Annotated in this window: 22 protein-coding genes; 7 read left to right on the top strand and 15 right to left on the bottom strand. The window is 45.0% G+C overall.

The features are described 5' to 3' along the window. The 8 genes from rplV to tuf form a co-directional block, all read right to left on the bottom strand. Positions 1-366: a 50S ribosomal protein L22 gene (gene rplV, locus HMPREF1222_RS08245; RefSeq protein WP_006188375.1), complete on the bottom strand. Its 366-nt coding sequence runs from the start codon at positions 364-366 to the stop codon at positions 1-3. Between the two features lie 9 nt (positions 367-375). Further along, on the bottom strand, positions 376-666 hold the full coding sequence (gene rpsS / locus HMPREF1222_RS08240; RefSeq protein WP_006188374.1) for a 30S ribosomal protein S19: 291 nt from the start codon (positions 664-666) through the stop codon (positions 376-378). Between the two features lie 10 nt (positions 667-676). Beyond that, the gene (gene rplB, locus HMPREF1222_RS08235; protein WP_016519024.1) at positions 677-1,498 is read right to left on the bottom strand and encodes a 50S ribosomal protein L2; all 822 of its coding nucleotides are present in this window, start codon (positions 1,496-1,498) and stop codon (positions 677-679) included. Positions 1,499-1,531: 33 nt separating this feature from the next. Further along, a complete protein-coding gene (locus HMPREF1222_RS08230) occupies positions 1,532-1,816 on the bottom strand; it encodes a 50S ribosomal protein L23 (RefSeq protein WP_006188372.1) in 285 nt (94 codons plus the stop codon). Continuing rightward, a complete protein-coding gene (gene rplD, locus HMPREF1222_RS08225) occupies positions 1,816-2,451 on the bottom strand; it encodes a 50S ribosomal protein L4 (RefSeq protein ID WP_006188371.1) in 636 nt (211 codons plus the stop codon). Before rplD ends, HMPREF1222_RS08230 begins: the two co-directional genes overlap by 1 nt. 15 nt (positions 2,452-2,466) lie before the next feature. Then, positions 2,467-3,093 (bottom strand): 50S ribosomal protein L3, encoded by a 627-nt coding sequence (gene rplC, locus HMPREF1222_RS08220; protein WP_006188370.1) that lies wholly within the window; start codon positions 3,091-3,093, stop codon positions 2,467-2,469. Between the two features lie 73 nt (positions 3,094-3,166). Further along, on the bottom strand, positions 3,167-3,475 hold the full coding sequence (gene rpsJ, locus HMPREF1222_RS08215) for a 30S ribosomal protein S10 (RefSeq protein WP_016519023.1): 309 nt from the start codon (positions 3,473-3,475) through the stop codon (positions 3,167-3,169). A gap of 59 nt (positions 3,476-3,534) precedes the next feature. Beyond that, positions 3,535-4,722, bottom strand: coding sequence for an elongation factor Tu (gene tuf / locus HMPREF1222_RS08210; RefSeq protein WP_016519022.1), 1,188 nt, complete (start codon positions 4,720-4,722; stop codon positions 3,535-3,537). 587 nt (positions 4,723-5,309) lie between these two features. Between tuf and HMPREF1222_RS08205 the strand changes: the two genes are divergently transcribed. The 3 genes from HMPREF1222_RS08205 to HMPREF1222_RS08195 all read left to right on the top strand — a co-directional run bounded on the left by HMPREF1222_RS08205 (position 5,310) and on the right by HMPREF1222_RS08195 (position 9,082). Then, entirely contained in the window at positions 5,310-7,310 is a 2,001-nt protein-coding gene (locus tag HMPREF1222_RS08205) for a DUF4139 domain-containing protein (RefSeq protein ID WP_016519021.1), read from the top strand. Positions 7,311-7,409: 99 nt separating this feature from the next. Continuing rightward, positions 7,410-8,198, top strand: a complete 789-nt coding sequence (locus tag HMPREF1222_RS08200; RefSeq protein ID WP_016519020.1) for a hypothetical protein — start codon at positions 7,410-7,412, stop codon at positions 8,196-8,198. 2 nt (positions 8,199-8,200) lie between these two features. Next, positions 8,201-9,082, top strand: a complete 882-nt coding sequence (locus HMPREF1222_RS08195; protein WP_016519019.1) for a hypothetical protein — start codon at positions 8,201-8,203, stop codon at positions 9,080-9,082. 37 nt (positions 9,083-9,119) lie between these two features. On the opposite strand, the gene HMPREF1222_RS08190 is transcribed toward HMPREF1222_RS08195, so the two are convergent. Next, positions 9,120-9,992: an IS3 family transposase gene (locus HMPREF1222_RS08190; RefSeq protein WP_280452028.1), complete on the bottom strand. Its 873-nt coding sequence runs from the start codon at positions 9,990-9,992 to the stop codon at positions 9,120-9,122. Positions 9,993-10,015: 23 nt separating this feature from the next. Then, positions 10,016-10,288: a transposase gene (locus HMPREF1222_RS08185; protein WP_016517724.1), complete on the bottom strand. Its 273-nt coding sequence runs from the start codon at positions 10,286-10,288 to the stop codon at positions 10,016-10,018. An 82-nt stretch (positions 10,289-10,370) separates the two neighbouring features. On the opposite strand from HMPREF1222_RS08185, the gene HMPREF1222_RS08180 reads away from it, so the two are divergent. Next, on the top strand, positions 10,371-11,264 hold the full coding sequence (locus tag HMPREF1222_RS08180; protein ID WP_016519018.1) for a hypothetical protein: 894 nt from the start codon (positions 10,371-10,373) through the stop codon (positions 11,262-11,264). Here HMPREF1222_RS08180 and pheT read toward each other — a convergent pair. After that, positions 11,239-12,981 carry a phenylalanine--tRNA ligase subunit beta gene (gene pheT / locus HMPREF1222_RS08175; RefSeq protein ID WP_016519017.1) on the bottom strand — a complete coding sequence of 581 codons (1,743 nt, stop codon included), beginning with the start codon at positions 12,979-12,981 and terminating at the stop codon, positions 11,239-11,241. The genes HMPREF1222_RS08180 and pheT overlap by 26 nt on opposite strands. Before the next feature lie 372 nt (positions 12,982-13,353). On the opposite strand from pheT, the gene HMPREF1222_RS08170 reads away from it, so the two are divergent. Then, on the top strand, positions 13,354-15,687 hold the full coding sequence (locus HMPREF1222_RS08170) for a peptidase U32 family protein (protein WP_016519016.1): 2,334 nt from the start codon (positions 13,354-13,356) through the stop codon (positions 15,685-15,687). 199 nt (positions 15,688-15,886) lie between these two features. On the opposite strand, the gene HMPREF1222_RS08165 is transcribed toward HMPREF1222_RS08170, so the two are convergent. The 4 genes from HMPREF1222_RS08165 to sufU all read right to left on the bottom strand — a co-directional run bounded on the left by HMPREF1222_RS08165 (position 15,887) and on the right by sufU (position 19,689). Continuing rightward, positions 15,887-17,041, bottom strand: a complete 1,155-nt coding sequence (locus HMPREF1222_RS08165) for a site-specific DNA-methyltransferase (RefSeq protein WP_016519015.1) — start codon at positions 17,039-17,041, stop codon at positions 15,887-15,889. Between the two features lie 10 nt (positions 17,042-17,051). Further along, complete coding sequence (locus HMPREF1222_RS08160; RefSeq protein WP_016519014.1) at positions 17,052-17,834, bottom strand: hypothetical protein; 783 nt, start codon at positions 17,832-17,834, stop codon at positions 17,052-17,054. A 281-nt stretch (positions 17,835-18,115) separates the two neighbouring features. Further along, entirely contained in the window at positions 18,116-19,255 is a 1,140-nt protein-coding gene (locus HMPREF1222_RS08155; protein WP_016519013.1) for an HAD family hydrolase, read from the bottom strand. Between the two features lie 11 nt (positions 19,256-19,266). Further along, positions 19,267-19,689 carry a Fe-S cluster assembly sulfur transfer protein SufU gene (gene sufU / locus HMPREF1222_RS08150; RefSeq protein WP_006188356.1) on the bottom strand — a complete coding sequence of 141 codons (423 nt, stop codon included), beginning with the start codon at positions 19,687-19,689 and terminating at the stop codon, positions 19,267-19,269. A gap of 197 nt (positions 19,690-19,886) precedes the next feature. Between sufU and HMPREF1222_RS08145 the strand changes: the two genes are divergently transcribed. After that, positions 19,887-20,378 (top strand): prolyl-tRNA synthetase associated domain-containing protein, encoded by a 492-nt coding sequence (locus HMPREF1222_RS08145; protein WP_006188355.1) that lies wholly within the window; start codon positions 19,887-19,889, stop codon positions 20,376-20,378. A gap of 87 nt (positions 20,379-20,465) precedes the next feature. After that, positions 20,466-20,999 (top strand): nitroreductase family protein, encoded by a 534-nt coding sequence (locus tag HMPREF1222_RS08140; RefSeq protein ID WP_016519012.1) that lies wholly within the window; start codon positions 20,466-20,468, stop codon positions 20,997-20,999. Positions 21,000-21,003 lie beyond the last annotated feature (4 nt).

Here is a 21,003-nt window from a genome sequence, read left to right as displayed (position 1 = left end):
TTACGCTCCCGCCTTTTCGTCAACTATTACCGTAATGTGACACATTCGTTTTAATTGAACATCCGCACGCCCGCGGCCGCGGCACCATAAGCGCTTGAGTCTCGGTCCTTCATCAATACGGATCTCTTTGATATAGAGCATATCCTCATCCAATTTTTTATTGCCGTTCAAAGCATTCGAGGCGGCCGATTTTACAGTCTGTGAAATCAGCGCAGCTCCCTTATTGGGAATATGCTCCAAAATCGCCATAGCGTCGGCATAAGACTTGCTTTTAATTACATTTGCAACCGGCCGAACCTTCGTCGGAGACGCAATAAAATACTTTATTGTAGCACGGTAACCGTTCTTTTTAGTCGTTTCAGTCATTGCATCCACCTATTTTTTCGCCACTTTCTTGTCCGAGCCGCCGTGCCCGCGGAAAATACGGGTAGGAGCAAACTCGCCAAGTTTATGCCCAACAAATTCCTCTGTGATGTACACAGGGATCCATGATTTACCGTTGTATACCGAAATGGTAAAACCGACCATTTCAGGTATAATCGTGGAGCATCGGGAGTAAGACTTAACCATTTTTTTTGTTTTCTGATCTCCCGTCTTGCTCATTTCAACAACCTTTTTGTACAGGCTTTTTTCTACAAAAGGGCCTTTTTTAACAGATCTTGACATTCTCTACTCCCTACTTCCGCCGTGAAACAATAAACCGATCCGAAGTATTCTTCTTCTTACGGGTCTTATATCCCTTACATGGCTGTCCCCACGGAGTAACGGGATTACGTCCCTTTCCGCGTCCTTCACCACCACCAAGCGGGTGATCGACAGGGTTCATCGCCATACCGCGTACGGAAGGACGAATACCGCGCCAGCGCGCACGCCCCGCCTTTCCTAAATTAATGTTCATGTGGTCGGCATTTCCGACTTCGCCGATCGTTGCATAGCATTTTTTATGCACCAACCGGGTTTCACCGGAAGGAAGCCGCAGCGTTACATAGTCACCTTCTTTTGCAGCAATAAGAGCAGCTGCCCCGGCGGAACGTGCCATCTGGCCGCCTTTACCGAGTGTCAGTTCAACATTATGAACGGTAAAACCGACCGGTATGGATTCAAGCGGCAAAGCATTAGCAAGCTCAAGCGCAGCCATTGTTCCGCTCATAATTTTCTGACCGACTTTCAACCCTTTAGGAGCAAGGATATAGCGTTTTTCACCGTCGGCATAGAAGATTAATGCGATATTTGCACTGCGGTTAGGATCATATTCTATAGTCCGGACGGTACCCGGAATACCGAACTTATTGCGTTTAAAATCAATTTCACGATACTTCCGCTTATGACCGCCCCCCTGATGCCGAACGAAAATACGCCCATGGCTATCCCGCCCTGCATTGGACTTCTTTCCGGTTGTAAGGCTTTTTTCAGGTTTTTGCGCAGTGATTTCATCACGCAGCAAGTCAATTCGCCCGCGCATACCCGGTGTTATAGGCTTATATAATTTAAGAGCCATTTATCTTCCCCTTCAAAGCAACGTTAAGTGCTGTTATGCACCTTCAAAAACTTTAATCGATTCACCTTCGGCAAGCGTTACAATAGCTTTTTTCCAGCTTGCAGTCTTACCTGCCCGATAGCGAACTCGACGCATTTTTCCGTCGACATTTACAACAGCACAATTAAGCACTTTTACATTAAAAAGCTTCCGTACTGCTTCCTTAATCTGCACCTTTGTAGAACGCGGATCAACCTTAAAAACATATTTACGCTGCTCACGCATCTCGTTCGATTTTTCCGTAAGCACAGGCGCTATAATAACATCAGTATATTGCATTACTCAGCCCCCTCAGCCGCATAAAAGCTTGAAAGATTTTTCGCAGCAGATTCAAGCATCAGCACTTTCCGTCCGTAGAACAAATCATGTGCGCGCAAACGGTTATAGGTTAAAAACGACAATGTCGGGATATTTTTTCCCGCACGCTTTAACATTGCATCGTCATCCTTCAGCACAAGCACCGTCCGCTCATCTTGAACAAACGCCTGCAATATCTTTGCAAGATCTTTCGTCTTACCGGTCTCAACCGTAAAATCTTCTATAACAACAAGGCGATCATCCTGAGCCTTTAAGCTCAAAATAGACTTCATCGCCAGTCTTTTTGCCTTTTTAGGAATCGCATAGCTGTAATCACGCGGTTTCGGACCGAAAATCGTACCGCCGCCGAGTAAAAGCGGTGATTTTTTATCACCACGGCGGGCACGTCCGGTACCCTTCTGCTTATACGGTTTCGCATTGGAACCGTTTACCTCGGCGCGGCCTTTGGTAGATGCCGTACCGACACGCATATTTGCTAATTCATTTGTAATGGCATAGTAAATGACATCTTCATTAACAGGCAAGCCGAACACCGCATCGTTAAGTTCAATTGTCCGCAATTCCTTACCATCAATCGAATAGACTTTCTTTTCCATTCTCTTCTCCTGCCGTTATTTTTCCCGTTTTACAGCGGATTTAAGGAACACAACCGCATCCTTTTTACCGGGAACGGAACCACGCACCATAACGACACCCAATTCGGGATCTATTTTTTCAATCCGCAAATTTTGTACAGTTACTCGTTCGGCACCCATGTGACCGGGCATCTTAACGTTTTTAAACGATCGCCCCGGACTGGTACACTGTCCTGTAGAACCGGCTTCCCGGTGGAATTTTGAACCGTGAGAAGCACGTCCGCCGCCGAACCCCCAGCGCTTTACAACGCCCTGGAAGCCTTTTCCTTTTGAAATTGCGGTTATATCAAGATACCGGACAGACTCTAAAACTTCGACGCCGATTTTTGCACCAACAGCAACTTCTTTATCAAAACCTCTGAATTCTTTTAAAAGACGGACAGGCGCTACACCTTCTGCAAACTGATTTGCATACACCTTTGAAACACGCCCTTCCTTCAATTCACCCGTACCTAAAACAACCGCTTCATACCCGAAGTGATCCGCATCTTTTACTGCGACCACCGTATTCGGCACTACTTGCAAAACGGTAACAGGTGTCAGCCGCCCCTCTTCATCAAATAACTGGGTCATGCCGATTTTTTTACCAATCAGACCAACCATAACTCATAACTCCTTGAGAAACTCATCGCTCCTCCGGTACGCACATCCTGATTAAATGCCGTCTACCGTTCTTTTATTGTTTAATTTCTACATCAACCCCAGCGGAAAGCTCCAATGCCATCAACGCATTCATCACTTCTGCAGAAGGTTCAATAATATCGATCAATCGTTTGTGTGTCCGCATTTCAAACTGCTCGCGCGATTTTTTATTTACGTGCGGAGAACGAAGCACAGTAAATTTGTTAATGCGCGTAGGAAGCGGAATCGGACCCAACACCTTTGCTCCGACTTTCTGAACAGCTTGTACAATCGCTTTAGAACTCTGATCAACCAACTCAACATCAAATCCGCGAAGCTTAACGCGAATCTTTTCCTTAGCCATATTTCCTCCGTACAAAAACAAACGGCCGAATATCAGCTACCCGGCCGCTTTGTTTTTTATTACGCTAAAATCTCCGTAACCTGTCCGGAGGCGATAGTCCGGCCGCCTTCACGAATAGCAAGTTTAAGACCCTTATCCATAGCAATCGGGTGAATCAGTTCACCGATAACCTTGGTATTATCACCGGGCTTAACCATATCGACGCCTTCAGGAAGTGTAATGGTTCCGGTAATATCGGTAGTTCTGAAATAGAACTGCGGGCGATAACCCGAGAAGAACGGGCTATGACGACCGCCTTCATCCTTAGAAAGAACATAAATCTGTGCTTCAAACTTAGTGTGCGGCTGAATGGTACCCGGCTTAGCCAAAACCTGACCTCTTTCAACCTCTTTCTTGTCAATACCGCGGAGTAAGAGACCGACGTTATCGCCTGCCATACCCTGATCAAGCAGTTTGTTAAACATTTCGATACCGGTAACAACAGTCTTCTTCGTCGGCTTAATACCGACAATTTCAACTTCTTCGTTAAGGTTGATAACACCGCGTTCAATACGTCCGGTAACAACGGTACCGCGTCCGGAAATCGTAAAGATGTCTTCAATCGGCATCAAGAAGGGCTTTGCATCATCACGGACAGGATCGGCAAAGTAGCTATCCATCGTTTTCAGCAATTCTTCGATGCAAGCAGTGTCTTCAACGGAAGCACCGTCAGCCAATGCCTTAAATGCAGAACCTTTGATAATCGGCGTATCGCGGGGGAAGCCGTAAGATTCGAGCGTTTCACGAACTTCTTCTTCTACCAATTCGATAAGCTCGGGATCGTCAACAAGGTCAATCTTGTTAAGGAACACAATGATAGAAGGAACACCGACCTGGCGAGCAAGCAGGATATGCTCTTTAGTCTGAGGCATAACCGAGTCCGGAGCGGAAACAACAAGAATTGCACCATCCATCTGAGCAGCACCGGTGATCATGTTCTTAACATAGTCAGCATGTCCGGGACAGTCGATGTGTGCATAGTGACGCTTGTCGGACTGATACTCCAAGTGACGGGTATTAATGGTAATACCGCGAGCCTTTTCCTCCGGCGCGTTATCGATCTCATCATATTTCAGAAGTTTATCACCATACTTTTTTGCACAATAAGTAGTGATCGCTGCCGAAAGAGTTGTCTTACCATGGTCAACGTGACCGATGGTACCAACATTCATGTGAACTTTTGTTCTTTCGAACTTTTCCTTTGCCATGTAAATCCTCCTAACAGACAATAGGCAACTAACAAAACCCCGCCCATCAAACAGCGAGACCATTTCCATATTGAAATGAAAAAAATGTTTCAAAACAGGATACCAAAAGACAGAAAAGAATAGAATGCGGATAATCAGACAGTAAACACCGTTACAAAAAGACGTGTTGCGTAAGCCAGCCATAGCAATTCGGCAAGCCTTATTCGGATCCACCTGATCATCATCAGAAATTCTATTCCGATGACTGGTTTGGCATCCTACAGAGTAATAGGGCACACCCCTTAGCACTTAAAAAAGGCTAACACGGAAACCTGCCTTAAAAAGGTTTTACGGTACCGGAAAACTCTTAAAGAATACCGGATAAACAGTATTCACCCATTTATCCAATTGAACGGAACGACTATACTATTTTGAATAATAAATGTCAAGCATCGAAAAAGATTTATCTCATGGCGATTCCGGTTGAACAGCCTATTTATTTTACGGGTAATATTCAAAAGGAGTCTGATGCGTATGCCCGAAGATTTATCAGCCCTTTCTTTTTTCCGCATCGACCAGTATAATCTTAATATGGAAAGGAAATTTTAATGAAGGCCATGATTTTTACTATTTTATCTGCGGTTTGTGTTGCAGGAGCTGCGGCAGAACCTACAAACACCTTTAGCGGAGACGACATCCCGCTTAAAAAGGTCACTTTGTATTCATCCGGTGTCGCCCATTACGTTCACGAAGGGACGGTATCGGGTTCAGGCGATATAGAGCTGCTCTTTTCTCCAACGCAAATTAACGACGTGCTCAAATCCCTTGTCGTAACGGATCCCGGTGCAAAAAATTTGACGGTTAATTATCAGTCCGAGGATACGCTGCGCAAAACATTGGAAAGCTTAAAAATAGACCTTTCCGCCGCCTCGACGCTGTACGATATCTTAAAAGCGCAAAAGGGCGCAGAGGTGGAATTATTTACGCCTCATCAGATTACCGGAAAAATTTTGAGCGTCGATAAAAACAGTTCAAAAGAAACGGATTCTTTTTTTATTTCGCTTGCAGCAAAGGACGGCATTCATATTATCGCTTTTTCGGATATTCAATCCTTCAAATTCACCGAGGAAAAACGGAATGAAGATTTGAATACGGCCTTGGCGCTCATCCTTGACGCTTCGGCAAAAAACCGCAAAAAGCTCGATATCAAGATCGACGCTCAAGGCGAGCGGAAACTCGGACTTTCTTACGTTATGGAAGCGCCGGTGTGGAAGGCAAGCTACCGGCTCGACATGGGGGCAGGCAAAGCCGCGTTTCAGGCATGGGCGATTATCGATAATTCGACCGACCTTGATTGGAAAGATATTACGCTTACCTTAACGACGGGGAAGCCGGTAGGATTTACGCAAAATCTCTATGCGCCCTATTACACATACCGCCCCGAAGTTCCGCTCGCCATTGCGCAGGCGGCCGAAGCGGAAACCTTTGATTCGGCCGATATATCTGCCGAATACATAGGCGCCGCAACAGCGCCTATGGCGAGACAGGAACGGGCAATGATGAAAATGGCAGAAGCGTCCGATACGGCCTATGAAGCCGCCGAGGAAAACAATTCCGCCTATTTTGAAAATCAAGCGGCGTCCGGTAAGGCCGGCGAAATGTTTGCTTTTACGCCGTCAAAGCCCATCACCCTTGAGCGGCAGCAAAGTACGATGATTCCCCTGACCATCGCTGCGCTTCCTGCAGAAAAATATTCCGTATTTTCATCCATTCCATATAATCGGAACGTTAATCCAAAATTCTGCATCAGCATCGAAAACACATCTGGACTAAAACTGCCTGCCGGCCCCATTACGGTTTTTGACGGCGGAGAATATGCCGGCGATGCCTTACTGGAGTTTTTGCCCGAATCCGAAAAGCGCCTTATCGCTTACGGAGACGATATTGAAGTAACCGGTTCACGGCGGGGAGATTCCTCACGCACGATCGAAACCGTAAAACTGGCTGACGGGATTATGACAACATCATACCGTCAAGTTCAAAGTACAACATACCTGATAAAAAATACCGACAAAAAAGAGCGGACAGTCATCATCGAACACATAAAGAATACTGGGTATGAACTGACAACCAAACGAGCTCTTACAGAAACGACCGTGAACAAATACCGGTTTAAACTTACAGCCGCCGCTAACGCCGGTTCAGAGTTAAAAGTAGAAGAAGCAAGAATCTATCAATCGGCGCAAAAAGTGTTCGATATGAGTTCTAATACGTTTGTTTCGTATACAACCAATGCCGAAATTCCCGAAAAGATACGAAAAGCGTTTGCCTCTATTATAACGGAGAAAGACAAGGTTACCGCAGCGGAGTATTCGCTCAAAGCTTTACAGGATCGCCAGACGGAAATCGGAAAGGAACAAGACAGGGTGCGGAGAAACCTCGAAGCGGTCGGCTCGGAAAGTCAACAAGGAAAGGCGTTCTTAACAAAGCTGCTTAACCTTGAAAGTGAACTGGATGAGCTAAAAACCGGCATCGCTGCGGCAGTTGAGCAGCTCAACAAAGCGCAGCAAAACTTTACCGCATTTGTAAAAAACATCAGGGTAGAATAGCCTCACCGCCGCCTGCGCGGCGGCAATGCCTCGCGTAAGCAACACCCTTCGTAAGCGGACTTGCGGTTGTAGCTATAACATGGTACTCTAAGCATACCTATGAAGAATGCTTTACTGGTTCCCGGCGTTTTTTTCTTAAGCCTTTTAAGCGCAATTATTATCTTTGCCTTTTTCGGTGGAATAGCATTGCGCTATGAACTTGCCGCTCCGCTCGAATCCGGGTCGGCACGTCTTCTGCTTATCTGTATGGTGCAGCGAGCATGTTATGCTTTTCCGGTTGCGCTCATGTCGGCTGTTATCGGCGTATACGCATTTCTAATGAGACATCACACTAAACGGATTGTTGCCATCAGCTTGTTTCTTGTCTGCGCACTATTTACCGTAACAGTCATTATACCGGCCTGTTATGCGCAACTTCCTTCCATCGAAAAGGCATTAACCGCTTATACACCAACCGTGCCTGCCGACAAAACACTGACCGCCTTTATAAATAAGCCTCCTTTTTTAACCTTATTGCGGCAGGGAGCCGATAAGCTTTTTTATGACATATATGCGGCCTATACGCTGAATTTTGGAGTGTATCTTTTTTTCGTATGCACATTTTTTCTCTGTGTCAGCTCATTTTGGTTTGTATGTGCCATAACACGGTGGAATCTGTTTAATCTCCTTTTCTTATTCCTCTTGTCAGGGACTTTTTTGCTCGTCTACCCGTATATTCAGCAAGGGGAATTCCATACAGCCCTTTCTAATTTTCTTTTAATGAATACGGGGAGCACCCCATTCAGAACTCCGCTGCTCTTTTGTATTGTTGCCGTTATATTCCATTCTATAGGCGGATTAAAAATGCTGCTGATATCTTCAAAGACAAAAAAAAGGAGCGCCGCATAAAAATGCATGAGATGGTAAAGGGATGGCTATCCGTTCTTATTCATTTTACAATCGGTTTAGGTTGTTGCTTAATATATGTGTTTTTCTTTAAAAATATCGAAGTGCTTCCGCAATTTTTAGTAAATCGGAAATTGGCCGAAACAGGAATTTTGTTTATACGGATTATGCCGGGCTTACTGGTTTCCGCTATTCTGATAGGATATGCCGTCATCTTCGGTACATGCGGGCAAAATACCGTTCCGAGATTTTCCGACATATTGCTGCGCTACTTAAAAGAAGTATTTATTATTCTGCTGTTTTGTATCACCGTTTATATCGTATTTATAGAAATAGTTTCACCCCTATTGTTTAATTACCGGCGCTACAGCGAGCTTAAAACGCATGATTATTACGATTACATAAAGGACGCCGGCATCTCATTAAAAAATGAAGATGCAGAACGAGCGTATGATAAGGCAAAGTCCGCTCTTGGAATTTGGAATAACAACCCTGATGCACTGGAGCTTTTAGATAAAGCGAAGGTGTTGTATGAATCGCATACAATCGAGAGGGGAAAAGAAGCGCATACCGTTGAAACCGTTTATGAAACTGCCGACCCCGAAAACCTAACGGCGGAAGGCGCATTATTTATCAGCAAGCGGTTTATGAACAAATATGATTTTTACACTGCGCACTACTATGCTATGCGGGCATATCAATTGAGTGCGGAAAACAGCCTCTATCGCGAGGAGGCTTTACGGCTGGCAGCTCAGGCATGGAATCAAATCGAAAAAGGAATTGCAGATCTAACAGCCGAATTCGATATCCGCTTGTATCAGGCCAAAAAAGTAGGCTACGAAATGATGCAACAGGGAAATTATATAAAGGCATACTATCTGGAATAGTCAATATTAGTGCAGTGCCTAAATACCCCAAATGTATTTAAGCAGCACTTTTTTTAGCTGCTGTTTTCCTGTATACCAGTGGAGGTAAGCCATCGGGATTTACTGTCGTGATACGTTTCGTGTTGTAATAAGCAAACGTGTATCTCCAGACGATTGTCTTGACCTCCTCCACGGTCAGTTTTGTTGTATCAAGCTGATAGATCTTTTCCTTTTTCAGCGTTGCAAACCAGCTTTCCATCCGGGCATTATCCCAGCATTTCCCAACTCCACTCATACTCTGCACCGCATGCAGCTGTCCGAGCGTCTTTTTGTACTCATCGCTTGTATACTGGCTTCCGCAATCGCTGTGAATTATCGCTCCACTTGGTATATCAAAATTCTTGTATGCCTCCGTTATCGTTTTTATACATAGTTCCTTTTTCATGTTTGTGTCCATTGCAAGAGAAATGATCTCCCCATTATAGCAGTCAAAAAGAGGTGATACGTACAGCTTTCCATCTTTGCATGGTATCTGAGTTATATCCGTCAGCAATTTTCTCAAAGGCTCTTGTGCACTAAAGTCTTGTTTGATGATATTCTGCGGTCTCATCGCCTTTTTGTCGGCTTTTGTAAGACCGTCAGGGCTTTTTCTGTCTTCATGCAGCAGATTTCCTCGTGCCATCGCGCGTCTTACCGTCGACAATGAACGCTTAATGCCCCGTTGTTCAAGTGCTATCTGCATACGCCTCACCCCATAGTTCTTGTTTTCTTCATCCTCATCGAGAATTTTATGCATTTGAGCGAGCAGTTTCTGCCATGCTTTCACTTTTTTCCTGTTTCTCTTCCATTTATAAAAACCGCTTTCGCTGACCGGAAGAACAGCGCACAGCATCCGTGCTGAAAATTGCTTGTCAGCAGTACGGTGGTGGATGTAAGCAAAAAGACCATCCTTTTCTATTTCTTCCGGTCTTGAACGAAAAAACCGAGTGCATCCTTGAGTATCTCATTCGCACTTTTAAGCTCGGCTATTTCTTTCTTGAGGCGGCTGTTCTCTCTTTGAATATCAGCATCTGTACTTTTTCCTTCTTTGTTTTTCTTTACCCGCTGCTTTCTCCAGCCTGCTAATGTTCCGTAGTTCACATTAAGCTGTTCACACGCCTTCTTCACTCCGATCTCGTCCGACAGCTTCAATGCCTCGATTTTAAAGTTCTCATCGTACCGTTTCATTGCCCTTCCTCCTCTCTTTTTCGGCAATTTTGGCGCTGCACTTTTATTGTATCACTCCAATCAATTTGTCAGCGCTCAGCGGATGCTTGAACAAAAGGATCCGCTTAAAAGAGATCCCGATATAGAGCGTTTTATAGAAATTACCCGAAAAAAACTATTGGAAGAGGTTTTCTTTATCGATGAAACGGATTCTCAGCCTCTTTTTGAAACGGTACGGGATATTCATTTTACCGTTCCGGCTTCCGGCAGCAGAGCTGCCGCAACGGTATCGATAGGGGGACTTTCATATATTACCAATAACGGTATCCACGAAATATATGGAAGAAATTGCGAACTTACGCAATATACCGCCGACGGCAGCATACTGTACCGTTCCCGCATTCCGTTTATCAAACTTATCCCGATTGTGAGCAATGAAGGCAAACCGATGCTCCGTATGTTGTTCCAAGCTGTAGATAAGCAGCATGACGAAGTAATTCTTAGGCCTATCGTTCTGGAAGGCACAATGCCGGTTGAGCGACAGGCATCGATGAGGCTGCCTTTTTCTTATAGTGATTTTGAACTGATTATAGCGGCCAACGAGGGTGAAAAGGCTATGACGCTCCCGCAGCTTTATGCGTTCCGTCAACGGGGGGCACAATACGGCTTTCCTGCACAAATATATCATCGGGAACTGTTGGCCAGAATCAGCGATGTATTTTTAATTTTGATTATGTCGGTTTATATGCTGGTACTGGCATGGCGCTTCCGTATTCCGCCGCACCGGCAATTCAAGCATACATGGGCACTGTCATTCCCGCTCTTTTTTATAGCGGCAACGGGGATGATCGAAGCGGAACGGTATTGCACCCGCCTCGTCATTGCACTCTTTACCGACACATTCTACGAGGTGTCGCCGCTGCTCTTATTGCTTGCCTACACAGTGTGCTTTATCGGGATGTGCTTTTTATTTATCGGTCAGCGTTCGGAATCGTAAGAATACTTTCTATATCGAGCTCTCCCGCAAATGCAGGCACGGTTACCGACCAGTTTTCCAGCACTTGCGGATGCAGTTCGCCGAAAATACCGATTTGTTTTCCTTCATAAAGAACGCCCGCTTGGCGCCCTTCGATAAAGCGGGAATCGTGCGTTTCGCATACGGCATAGTCCATTTGCAGATAGTACAGTAAACCGGCAACAAGGCTAGCTGCTTCGTTAAAGTTGGCGTCTTGATTTACGGTAAGGAAGCCGAGGCTTTGCCGCGTGCGTGTACCGGTATTCTCTTCAGGCGCAAGATAGGCGATTTTCCCCGTTTCAAAGATACGGTGCGGATACACCGCATTCCCCGAAACCGTTTCTGCGGATAACAGCGACGGAATGATGGACGGTCGGACAAATTGATAATTTTCCGACATGGGGTTTGCAATTTCGATGACCGCCGCTCCGTCTATATTCATGCGGTCGATGTAATCTTTTTTTGAACCGAGGTAGTTAAAAATCATTTCTTGATAACCGAAGCCGACCATCAAGCTTTTAATCTTTCTACTAAGCACTGTAACAGGAGAAAGCCGCCCGATGGTAAATTCCCGCGGTGTTTCGGGTTCAAAAAATTCGACGGTTTTACCCATCATCACATCTTCGATAATATCAACTTCGTGTAAAAAGTCATTCCGGTATGCGGGCGGCGTAAGCGTCAAACAATCGCCTTCAACCGTAACGGTATTGTCCATACGCTCCAACGCTTCAACAATGTCCTGCGCCGAAAGCTCCGTTCCGAGGAGCTTATTAACGGCATGAACCGTCGTTTTTGTCGGCTCTTGGAAGTACAGTGGCGTCGTAATAGTCTTGCCGAATCCCGTTTCATACGGATACTCTATGCTGACCGGCAAAATCGTGTAGCCCGCGTCGGAAAAATCACAGGCAACGATATTCGTTGCAAGCAGCAGAGACGGCATATCCGTACCGGTCAGCTCGACCAGTAGGTCGGTATCGCCCTGCTGCACCGCACCGATCCCTGCACTGTTGATAATCGGCGCCATCGAAAGCACGCCACCTTTTGCGTCAGATAGGAGCGGCACTTTTTTCATGCCCTTTAATATCCAACCGTATTCCTTACCTTTCGGGTGTTCGGAAATGATACGCTCGCACGTCATTTCGGTATCGAAGCCGAGCGGCGTAAACGAGGTTGTATGCGGGTCGACGGCGCGGTAGTGTACCGGCCAATTAATCAGCTCGCTGCGGTATACGCCCATCGATATGGAACGGCGCTTTCTACCGAAGTTCCAGCACAGTTTTTCCTGCGTTTGGATAATATCCTTCAGCATGGGCTCGTCGATGGGCTTGCCCGAAATAATAAAAGCCGTCATAAAGGGACGGACGCCTTGCAGCTCGGGGTCTACGATTATCGTTCGATGCCCGGAATCTTTCCGTTCAGTCAACGTTGATAAAAATGCTTGATAGTCGGATTTGTTTGAAGCCCCGCCGGTATGCATACGCAAGAGGCGGGCAAGCCCTGCCGTCGACCATAAGTCGGGGCGGTTGGTATCGTTCAGTTCAATCTTTATGATGCGTTCGGACTTCGGCGTTGCGGCGGACGGCGCTTCGTCCAATTCCGCCTTTGCAGAACTCAATAGATGTTCAAATTCGGGAGAATAGTCGTATTGTTTTCCTAATAATTTGAAAAAAAGCTGTTCGTTTACATCGATCTTGGGCATAATCTATCCTTTTTTAATACGGCAGGACAACCTGTACAACACACGATTAAATCCGCCTCTCATACAAATATTGAAAGAGTATATGCAATATATCTCTGTTTGACAAGAACGGCGCGCTCAGAACGTGCGCTCATTGCCGATAGATCAGAACAAACGCATTAAATACGTTATTGAAAATCATTACGATTAATTTACCCATTTATTGCGACCACTCATTCGTATGAATGTATCGAAGCGCTGGTATCGGTTGAAACGTCAATGCGTAACGAAAATGAGCGAGCTCTTTTCCGATAGTTACGGCCAATAGATACCGCTAGGGATATATCTTGCCGAATACTATGCAGTGCCACGGTTTTTCGGTATGATGGCGGGATGGTCGAGTTATTAGCACCGGCGGGAAATCCCGAAGCATTGGAAGCAGCGATTGCGGAAGGGGCGGACGCCGTTTATTTAGGTTTAAAGAGCTTTAATGCCCGGATGCGGTCTTCAAACTTTGCATGGAATCAATTTGAAGCAACGGTTGACGTGCTGCATAAGCGGAATAAAAAAATATATGTTACCGTCAATACGGTTGTAACCGAAGACGAGATGGAGCGGCTCTACCGCTTTTTGACGTACTTAAACAATGTCGGTCCGGACGGCATCATCGTGCAGGATCTCGGACTGATTCAAATGGCGCATAAATACTTCCCCCAGCTCAAACTCCACGCTTCTACGCAGCTCAATATTGCGAGCGCGAAGGCGGCAAACACGATGAGCCGCTGGGGAATTTCGCGGACGGTGCTGGCACGGGAACTGAGCTTGGAAGAAATCCGCGACGTCCATGCAAACACCTCCTGCGAACTGGAAGTATTTGTGCACGGGGCGCTCTGCGTCAGTGAGTCGGGTCTCTGCCTTTTTTCCAGCTACCTCGGCGGAAAGTCGGCGAACCGCGGTATGTGCACCCAGGCATGTCGCCGCCTCTACACAGCGCATGAGCCGGAAGGAGACCGCGAAGGATACTTCTTCTCCCCGGCGGATTTACAGCTCATTGAATATATCCCCGATCTTATCCAAGCGGGAGTTGCATCCTTTAAAATAGAAGGAAGAATGAAAAGCGCCGAATATGTCGGCACGGTGGTGTCCGCCTACCGGTATGTCATCGATAACTGGGAAGCAGATAAAAAAGCGGCGGTCGAAACCGGCAAGCGGATTTTGGCAAACGACTTTGCACGGAAAAAGACGAGCTACCGCTTTAAAAGCACCCGTGCGGAAGAAGTACTCAATCCCGATCAGGCAGGCGGTACCGGCATCTACCTCGGCATTATCGACGGAATTAAAAAAGGCGACGTACAGGAAGTACCCTACAAGGACGGCACACGGGCGGTGCATTACGTACAGCTGAAAGACGGGCATTACACCCCGGAAAAAGGCGATTCGGTGCGCATCCATAAGAAGGACGACAGCGGCAGGGAAAGCTGGAAAATTCAGGATATAATTGAAAGCAAATCCGGCGCATGGCTACAGCTACCTGCGGATTCAGGCAAGGGAGACAGCGTATATCTCTTGCAAACCAAGGCAATGACCAAACGCTACCCGCGTTTGCTGCCTGCCTCGCTCGAAAAATACCGCAAACAGCCCAACGACGAAGCACTGCCGATGCTGACATTGGAAGCAGGCTTCCCTACACTCGGCGATACAAACAAAGCCGCGCCCGCAACTGCAGCATCCTCAACCCCCGTCAAAAAAAGCCTTGCAAAAAAACCTGCGGATATATTCCCAGAAGGGCTGTATGTGCAAGTTTCATCCATTGCGGATTTGCATACCATCCTTGCGGATAAACCGGTGCGGGTGATTATCAACCTGAATGAGGACACCTATCCGGCGTTATCCGGACAGCAATCGAAGCAGCAGGTAAAGCCGCTGCCGTTCCCCAAACGGGAAATCTTTATTTCGCTTGATCCCTTTGTGCCGCAGGAACAGGAACCGATTCTTACAGAGCAGCTGGAACAACTGACCGCGCAGGGCTACACGCAATTTATTGTGAATAATCCCGCGCATATTTCCATGCTCCGCAATAAAAAGAACTTTTTAGTTGCGGGACCGTACTTGTACACTTTTAACTGCTGGGCGGTTTCGTGGCTGCAGGATAACGGTATCTGCGCCTACATTCCGCCGGCCGAAAGCTCGCAGGCAAATATCGAAACGGTGTTTGCCCCGGGGCTGCGTCCTCAAGTGCTGCTGCCGCTTTTTTCGTATTCCGTACTGTTCAGAATGCGCTTTACGCTGCCGAAAAGCTATAACTTCCTCTATTTTTCCGACAAGCAAGGCGAGGCGTTTAGAGCATTTTCGACACCGTCCGCCTCTTTTGTGCTGTCCGACAAGCCGTTTTCGGTTGTAGACCGCTACCATGCCCTGCAGCACCATCAGTTTTCACGCTTTTTGCTGGACTTTTCGCATACAACGGTTGAACGCCGTGCCTACCGGTTTATCCTGCAGTCGCTGCGGAGCGGCACTCCCCTTCCCGACTCGGTGCGTTTTAACTGGAAAGAAGGTTTCTACGATCCGCAACGGGTGGAAGAGCTCAAACAGTTGGGGCAAAAACCGGCGGCAGAGCGCGGCACCAAAAACTCCGGCGGACGAGCAAAACCGTCTAAAGGACGTTCACAGAACCGCCGGGATCCCCGAACAACAAGCGGACGGCAGCAGGGCAACAGAAAGCGATAAAACACGTACTTTTTCATACGGTTCTATGGTCATTTTTTAAACGCATAGATCGCAAAGAATGCAAAGTTTAAAAGGGGTTAACCGCATAGATAATTATTGAGGGTTTTGTTCACTGATTATGCCATCAGCTAGCGTTGTATAATATTCAAGATAAGCATCTATCCCCATAAAATATTGTGCCACTTTATTGATTCCGGTCTTATTGGTTAGCAACTGATAATTCATTTTTTATTACCGGCTTTAGTGACAAATAATCGTATTCCATCGATGAGAACAATTCATTTTGACAATAAGCTAATTTTTTTTTCACAATTTTTATTGCTTCGTTTGATTTATCAATTCCAATCCACTGGCGCCCCAATTCTTGAGCCGCTATCAATGTAGTGCCTGACCCGCAAAAGAAATCCAATACGATACTATCCGGATTGGAAGAGGCTTGAATCAATAATTTAAGCAATGCAAGATTTTTTTCTGTCGGATATACGGGGTACTGATAATCTTTGAAATCCCAAACATCCTGTATTTTCTTTCCCTTTTGTTCATCTGCATAAATAATTTTGCGTGGAACTCCATTTGCCGACCATTCAATTAAACCTTGTTTATCTAATTCTTCCAATTCTTTTGGATCGGAACGCCAATGCCGTCCTACGGGAGGTTTTATTCCATTAAATTCACCGCCAGTCACTCCGTTTTTAGTTTCTCCGGGGGCATGGAGTGGAATTGTTGTATATAAGCGTCCGTTTTTATCTGCTTTCTTATATAATCTTTTTATATCGTCTTCTGAAAATGGCTCACAAAGTTCATGCCAGATAGCATTTTTTGATTTCGTATAAAATAAAATTAAATCTTTAACATTTCCATAAGCTCGTCTTGTGAAATTTTTCGGATTGCATTTTATACGTGTAATATCATTTTTAAAATTTTCAATACCGAAAATTTCATCTAAAATAATTTTAACATAATGCCCAATTTTATAATCGATATGCAGATAAAAAGAACCTTTTTCAGAAAGTAACTCATAGGCCAGTATCAGTCGTTCACGTAAAAATTCTATAAAGGATTCTCCTATCAATATATCTTGATAGGCAATTTTATCCTTTTTACTTGAACTAATTGTACTTACTCTTTCTTCCCCTATAGTAAAAGTACTATTTGTTGCAAATGGTGGATCGATATAGATAAAATCAATTTTTCCTTTTAAAGAATATTCATGCAATAATGACTGCATTGATGAAAAATTATCGCCTTCAATTAATAAATTCCTTTTGCTATTCCATTTTTTCGAGAACGAACATGGATTAACCATATTTAAAATTTCATTTCTATTTTTCTTTCCCGGATAAAATAATTCCATATTATTAACCCTATATTGAATATAAAAAATCTCTTAGTAATAAAGCACTTAGTATATTTTCATTAGAATATGTTTCTGTAATATCGGTATACATCTTATTATTGCCTTTTATATATAATACTCCGTCAAGTATTGCTATTTTTATAGCATTAACATTCGGTGTCATAATCGTAGAAATGGCATCCGCGAACTGCGCGTTTTGATGTCCTCCGAAATCCGTTAAAAATTTTGCTTCGCCGATAACATATTTACCGTTGAAACGGGCTACAAAATCAAGTCCTTTATTTCTCTCATAACCTAAATATTTTTTTGCCCACAACTGCATTTCGGTATCACTGGCATTTAAAATTGCATTTTCTGTAGTATTCATAAATTCATCTAAACTGACAGGTACTATTCCTAAGGCTTTTGAATTTACCCAACGTTTAAATAATGGACCAATCTGTCTATTTGTTTCTTTCGGTTCGGAACATTTTTCAAATATTTTATCCAATCCCATCTCATATAAACGGCCGCATAATCTGTTTATCGTTTCAGGATTCCGTTCTATCGCATTATGATCTCTTTTTAAAAAAGCGACATAGGAATCTTTTATGGGAAATAAGTCCAGATACAATAAATGAGTTACCAATGAAATATTATCCATTGCATTGAAAGCATCTGTGACGGCCTCCCAACGATTTTCATCTATATCGCGGATTCCATCTGGAATTGTAGGATATACCCGAAATAAATGGTCAAGATAATTTCTTTGGTTTGCATATTCAATACTTAACTGTGTCCAATGATTCATTACAGATTCCTCGTTATCAGTTATACTGATGGGTTTCTTCTAAAAATCTAATCAGGTTGCTAGATATGTCATATATTTTATTTACTTATTATATTGTACCGCAATGTCTAATTTTCTACAATAATCGAAAGGCAGCTCCGGCGTATGACACCTTCGTTCGAAAAATACCGCAGAGCTCGTCAAGATCGCAAAGAATACAACAACAAATGACTGAACGGCACCATTGCCCTATTATCCTCTGCGTATTTTGTGATCTCTGAGAGTAATTTTCCTACCTTCTATCATTCCGATGCGACGAATAAACCGGTTGCTTCATCCCGATGCTGTACGATAATCGATGCGCCGGGGACATTGCGCTCGGCAAAACCCTGCCGTATTAGCGGATAGAGCTTTTCGTGCGGTTTTTGATTTCGGTACAGGATAAGCAGCAGCGCCTCATCTTTAAACGCATCCATCATCCAAAAGTCGCCGTCGCTGTCGCCTGCAACAAGGATGGGCGATTTTCCGCCGTGCCGCGGAGCAATCAAAGCCCGTATCGCCTCCGCCTTTCCTTCCCGCCATGTTTGCGGGATTGAATAATCCCGTGCATCGGTAAAAACCCCGTCCGCATTCCGCAGCCGCCGTCTGCCGAACACTTGTTCGGGGCGGAGGCAGTATCCGTACGCAGGGGTGCAGGCAAATACCCGTACCCCATCCTCCTGCGAGGCGGAGCAAATATAGGGAGTGATGCCATACTCTTCAAAGCGGCGGAATAACTCTTGTATTTCCGGCTGGATTCTAATCCCCTTCCGGTACGCTGTAGTAACGACGCCCGCTTTACCCGCCTGCCGCGCAGGGGATACAAGCGTATATTGTTTTATTTCAGCGGCAAGCGCTTCCGCAATTGTTTTTTCTACAAGGCTATTCAATTCGGGGAGCGTCATACCCGTACATATCGATTGTGAAATATCCGTATCGCATACGGTTACCGCATGCCATGTCAGCATAAGCATTTTTGTTTTAAAGTCGAGATACTCTTCGGTTTGCAGAACTGCTTCAAGCGGAAGTGTCCCGTTTAAATTTTTATATGAATGATACAAGAACCGATAGCGGGCGTCCAAATCTTCCGCAAGGTCAGCGGCTGTCAGCTGCCTCCCTTCGCTATTAAAACAGCCGGCAAGCAGGATATTCTGCGGGATTTCATACCTGATGGTAACGGCAAACTGTTCGGGGGTAAGGTTAAAACATAGGTGTTCAAGCTGATACAGCAAGAGACTATCCTGTACATCGTAAAAGATACAAGTAAAATCCCAATCGAAGACGGCATAGTTGCCGGCAAAGGCTTTTTCTGCAATCAGTTTTTCCAAGCGCCGCTTATTTTGCAGCTCCCAATCTCCGGTTAATACCGGACTCTGTGTTTTATTCGATACCGTAGATTCCATGTCATTTTATCCTATTTAAGCAGAACCTGCGCACTGTGCCAGCTCAAGGTTGCGCATTTAATGCGGGCGGGCATTTCTGCAAAATAACTGAGAATCTGTGCATCGCCGAGGCTCTCCAATTCTTCTTCCGACTGCGGCTTTCCCGCCATCATATTAAAAAATACCTCTAGGCAATGCTGCGCTTCTTTAACCGTTTTTCCTTTTATCAGATCGATCAGCATATTGGTAGAAGCGGTGGAAACCGCACACCCTGTACCTAAAAACGACGCATCCTCTACAATTCCGTCTTTCTGCTTAATCAGCAAGGTTAAATCGTCGCCGCAGCTGGGATTATGCCCGCGTTCAATACCGGTAGCTCCGTCCAATTGATGTTTATGTTCCGCTCTCCGCGAATAATCCAAAAGCGTTTGCTGATATACCGTCTCTATGCCCACGTCCGTCTCCTCTCGTTTTTTAAGCTCAAGTAAAAAAATCCGATGGTGATTTTACACAAAACTCTTTTCTATTTCAATTAACACTATTCATCGATATATCATCTATAATGTTAAATCTTCTGACAGCCTTCACCGCTGTGTTGCCTTTTTTGTTCTTTATGTTATAGTATCCAAAGAACTACATAAGGAGATTTTGTATGACACCCGCCGAACAAGTTTACAAAGCATTACAGGACATGGGCATTAGCTACGAAGTAGTCGAACATCCGCCGGCCTTAACGACGGAAGAAGCCGACAAATACATTGAAGGAAAAGAAGGCTGCAGAACAAAAACACTCTTTTTGCGGAATAGAAATAAAAAGCGGTGCATTTTGTTAATTATGGACGAAGTGAAACGGCTCGACATGAAAAAGTGTGCCGAACTGCTCGAAGAAAAAGAGTTCAAGTTTGCCTCTGCAGAATTGTTGGCGGAAAAGCTCGGACTTGCCGCAGGCGTGGTGTCGCCGTTCGGGTTATTAAACAATACGGCGCATGATGTAACCGTTTATTTTGATAAAGAAATGCTCGACACATACCGTATTCTAACCTTTCATCCCAATGAAAACACTGCAACGGTTTTTATCGATTCCGGCGACCTGCAGCGTTTTATCAAAAATACCGAACACGACTATTTTATCATCAATGTATAACAGGTATAACAGCCTTGTTAAAGAGATATACTCTAGGACATCCGAACTTATTGCATGGCTCAATAAGCAGTTATAGGAGGTATCCGTATGGACTTACAAACTTGTATGGAACAGCGCCGGAGCGTGCGTAAATATAAAAATCAGCCTGTGCCGCACGAACTGGTGCGGGAAATTATTCAGGCGGCGATTTTAGCTCCTTCGTGGAAAAACTCGCAAGTTTCGCGCTATTATGTAGCGGAAGGAAATGCCGCAAAGGAGCTTGCCAAATGCCTTGCGGATTTTAATCAGCGGAATGTGCAAAACGCGCCGGTCTTGATTGTATCAACGGTTGTCAATAAACGTTCGGGTTTTACGCGGGACGGCGAATATGAAACGCATCTGAAAGACGGTTTTCAATATTACGACCATGGAATGCAGGCGATGAATCTTTGCCTTAAAGCTCATGATTTAGGCCTTGCAACGCTCATTATGGGCATTTACGATGAGGCTGCAATCAGAAAGTTTTTTAACATCGATGAAAATCAAATCATCGTAGCGGTTATCGCCGTAGGTTATGCCGACGGAGAGACGCCGAAGCCCAAGCGGAAGACCGTCGACGATATTACGGTATTTAAATCTTAGTCAT

This window comes from Treponema vincentii F0403 (assembly GCF_000412995.1).
Classification (GTDB): domain Bacteria; phylum Spirochaetota; class Spirochaetia; order Treponematales; family Treponemataceae; genus Treponema; species Treponema vincentii.
This window is presented reverse-complemented; position numbering and strand designations above follow the sequence as displayed.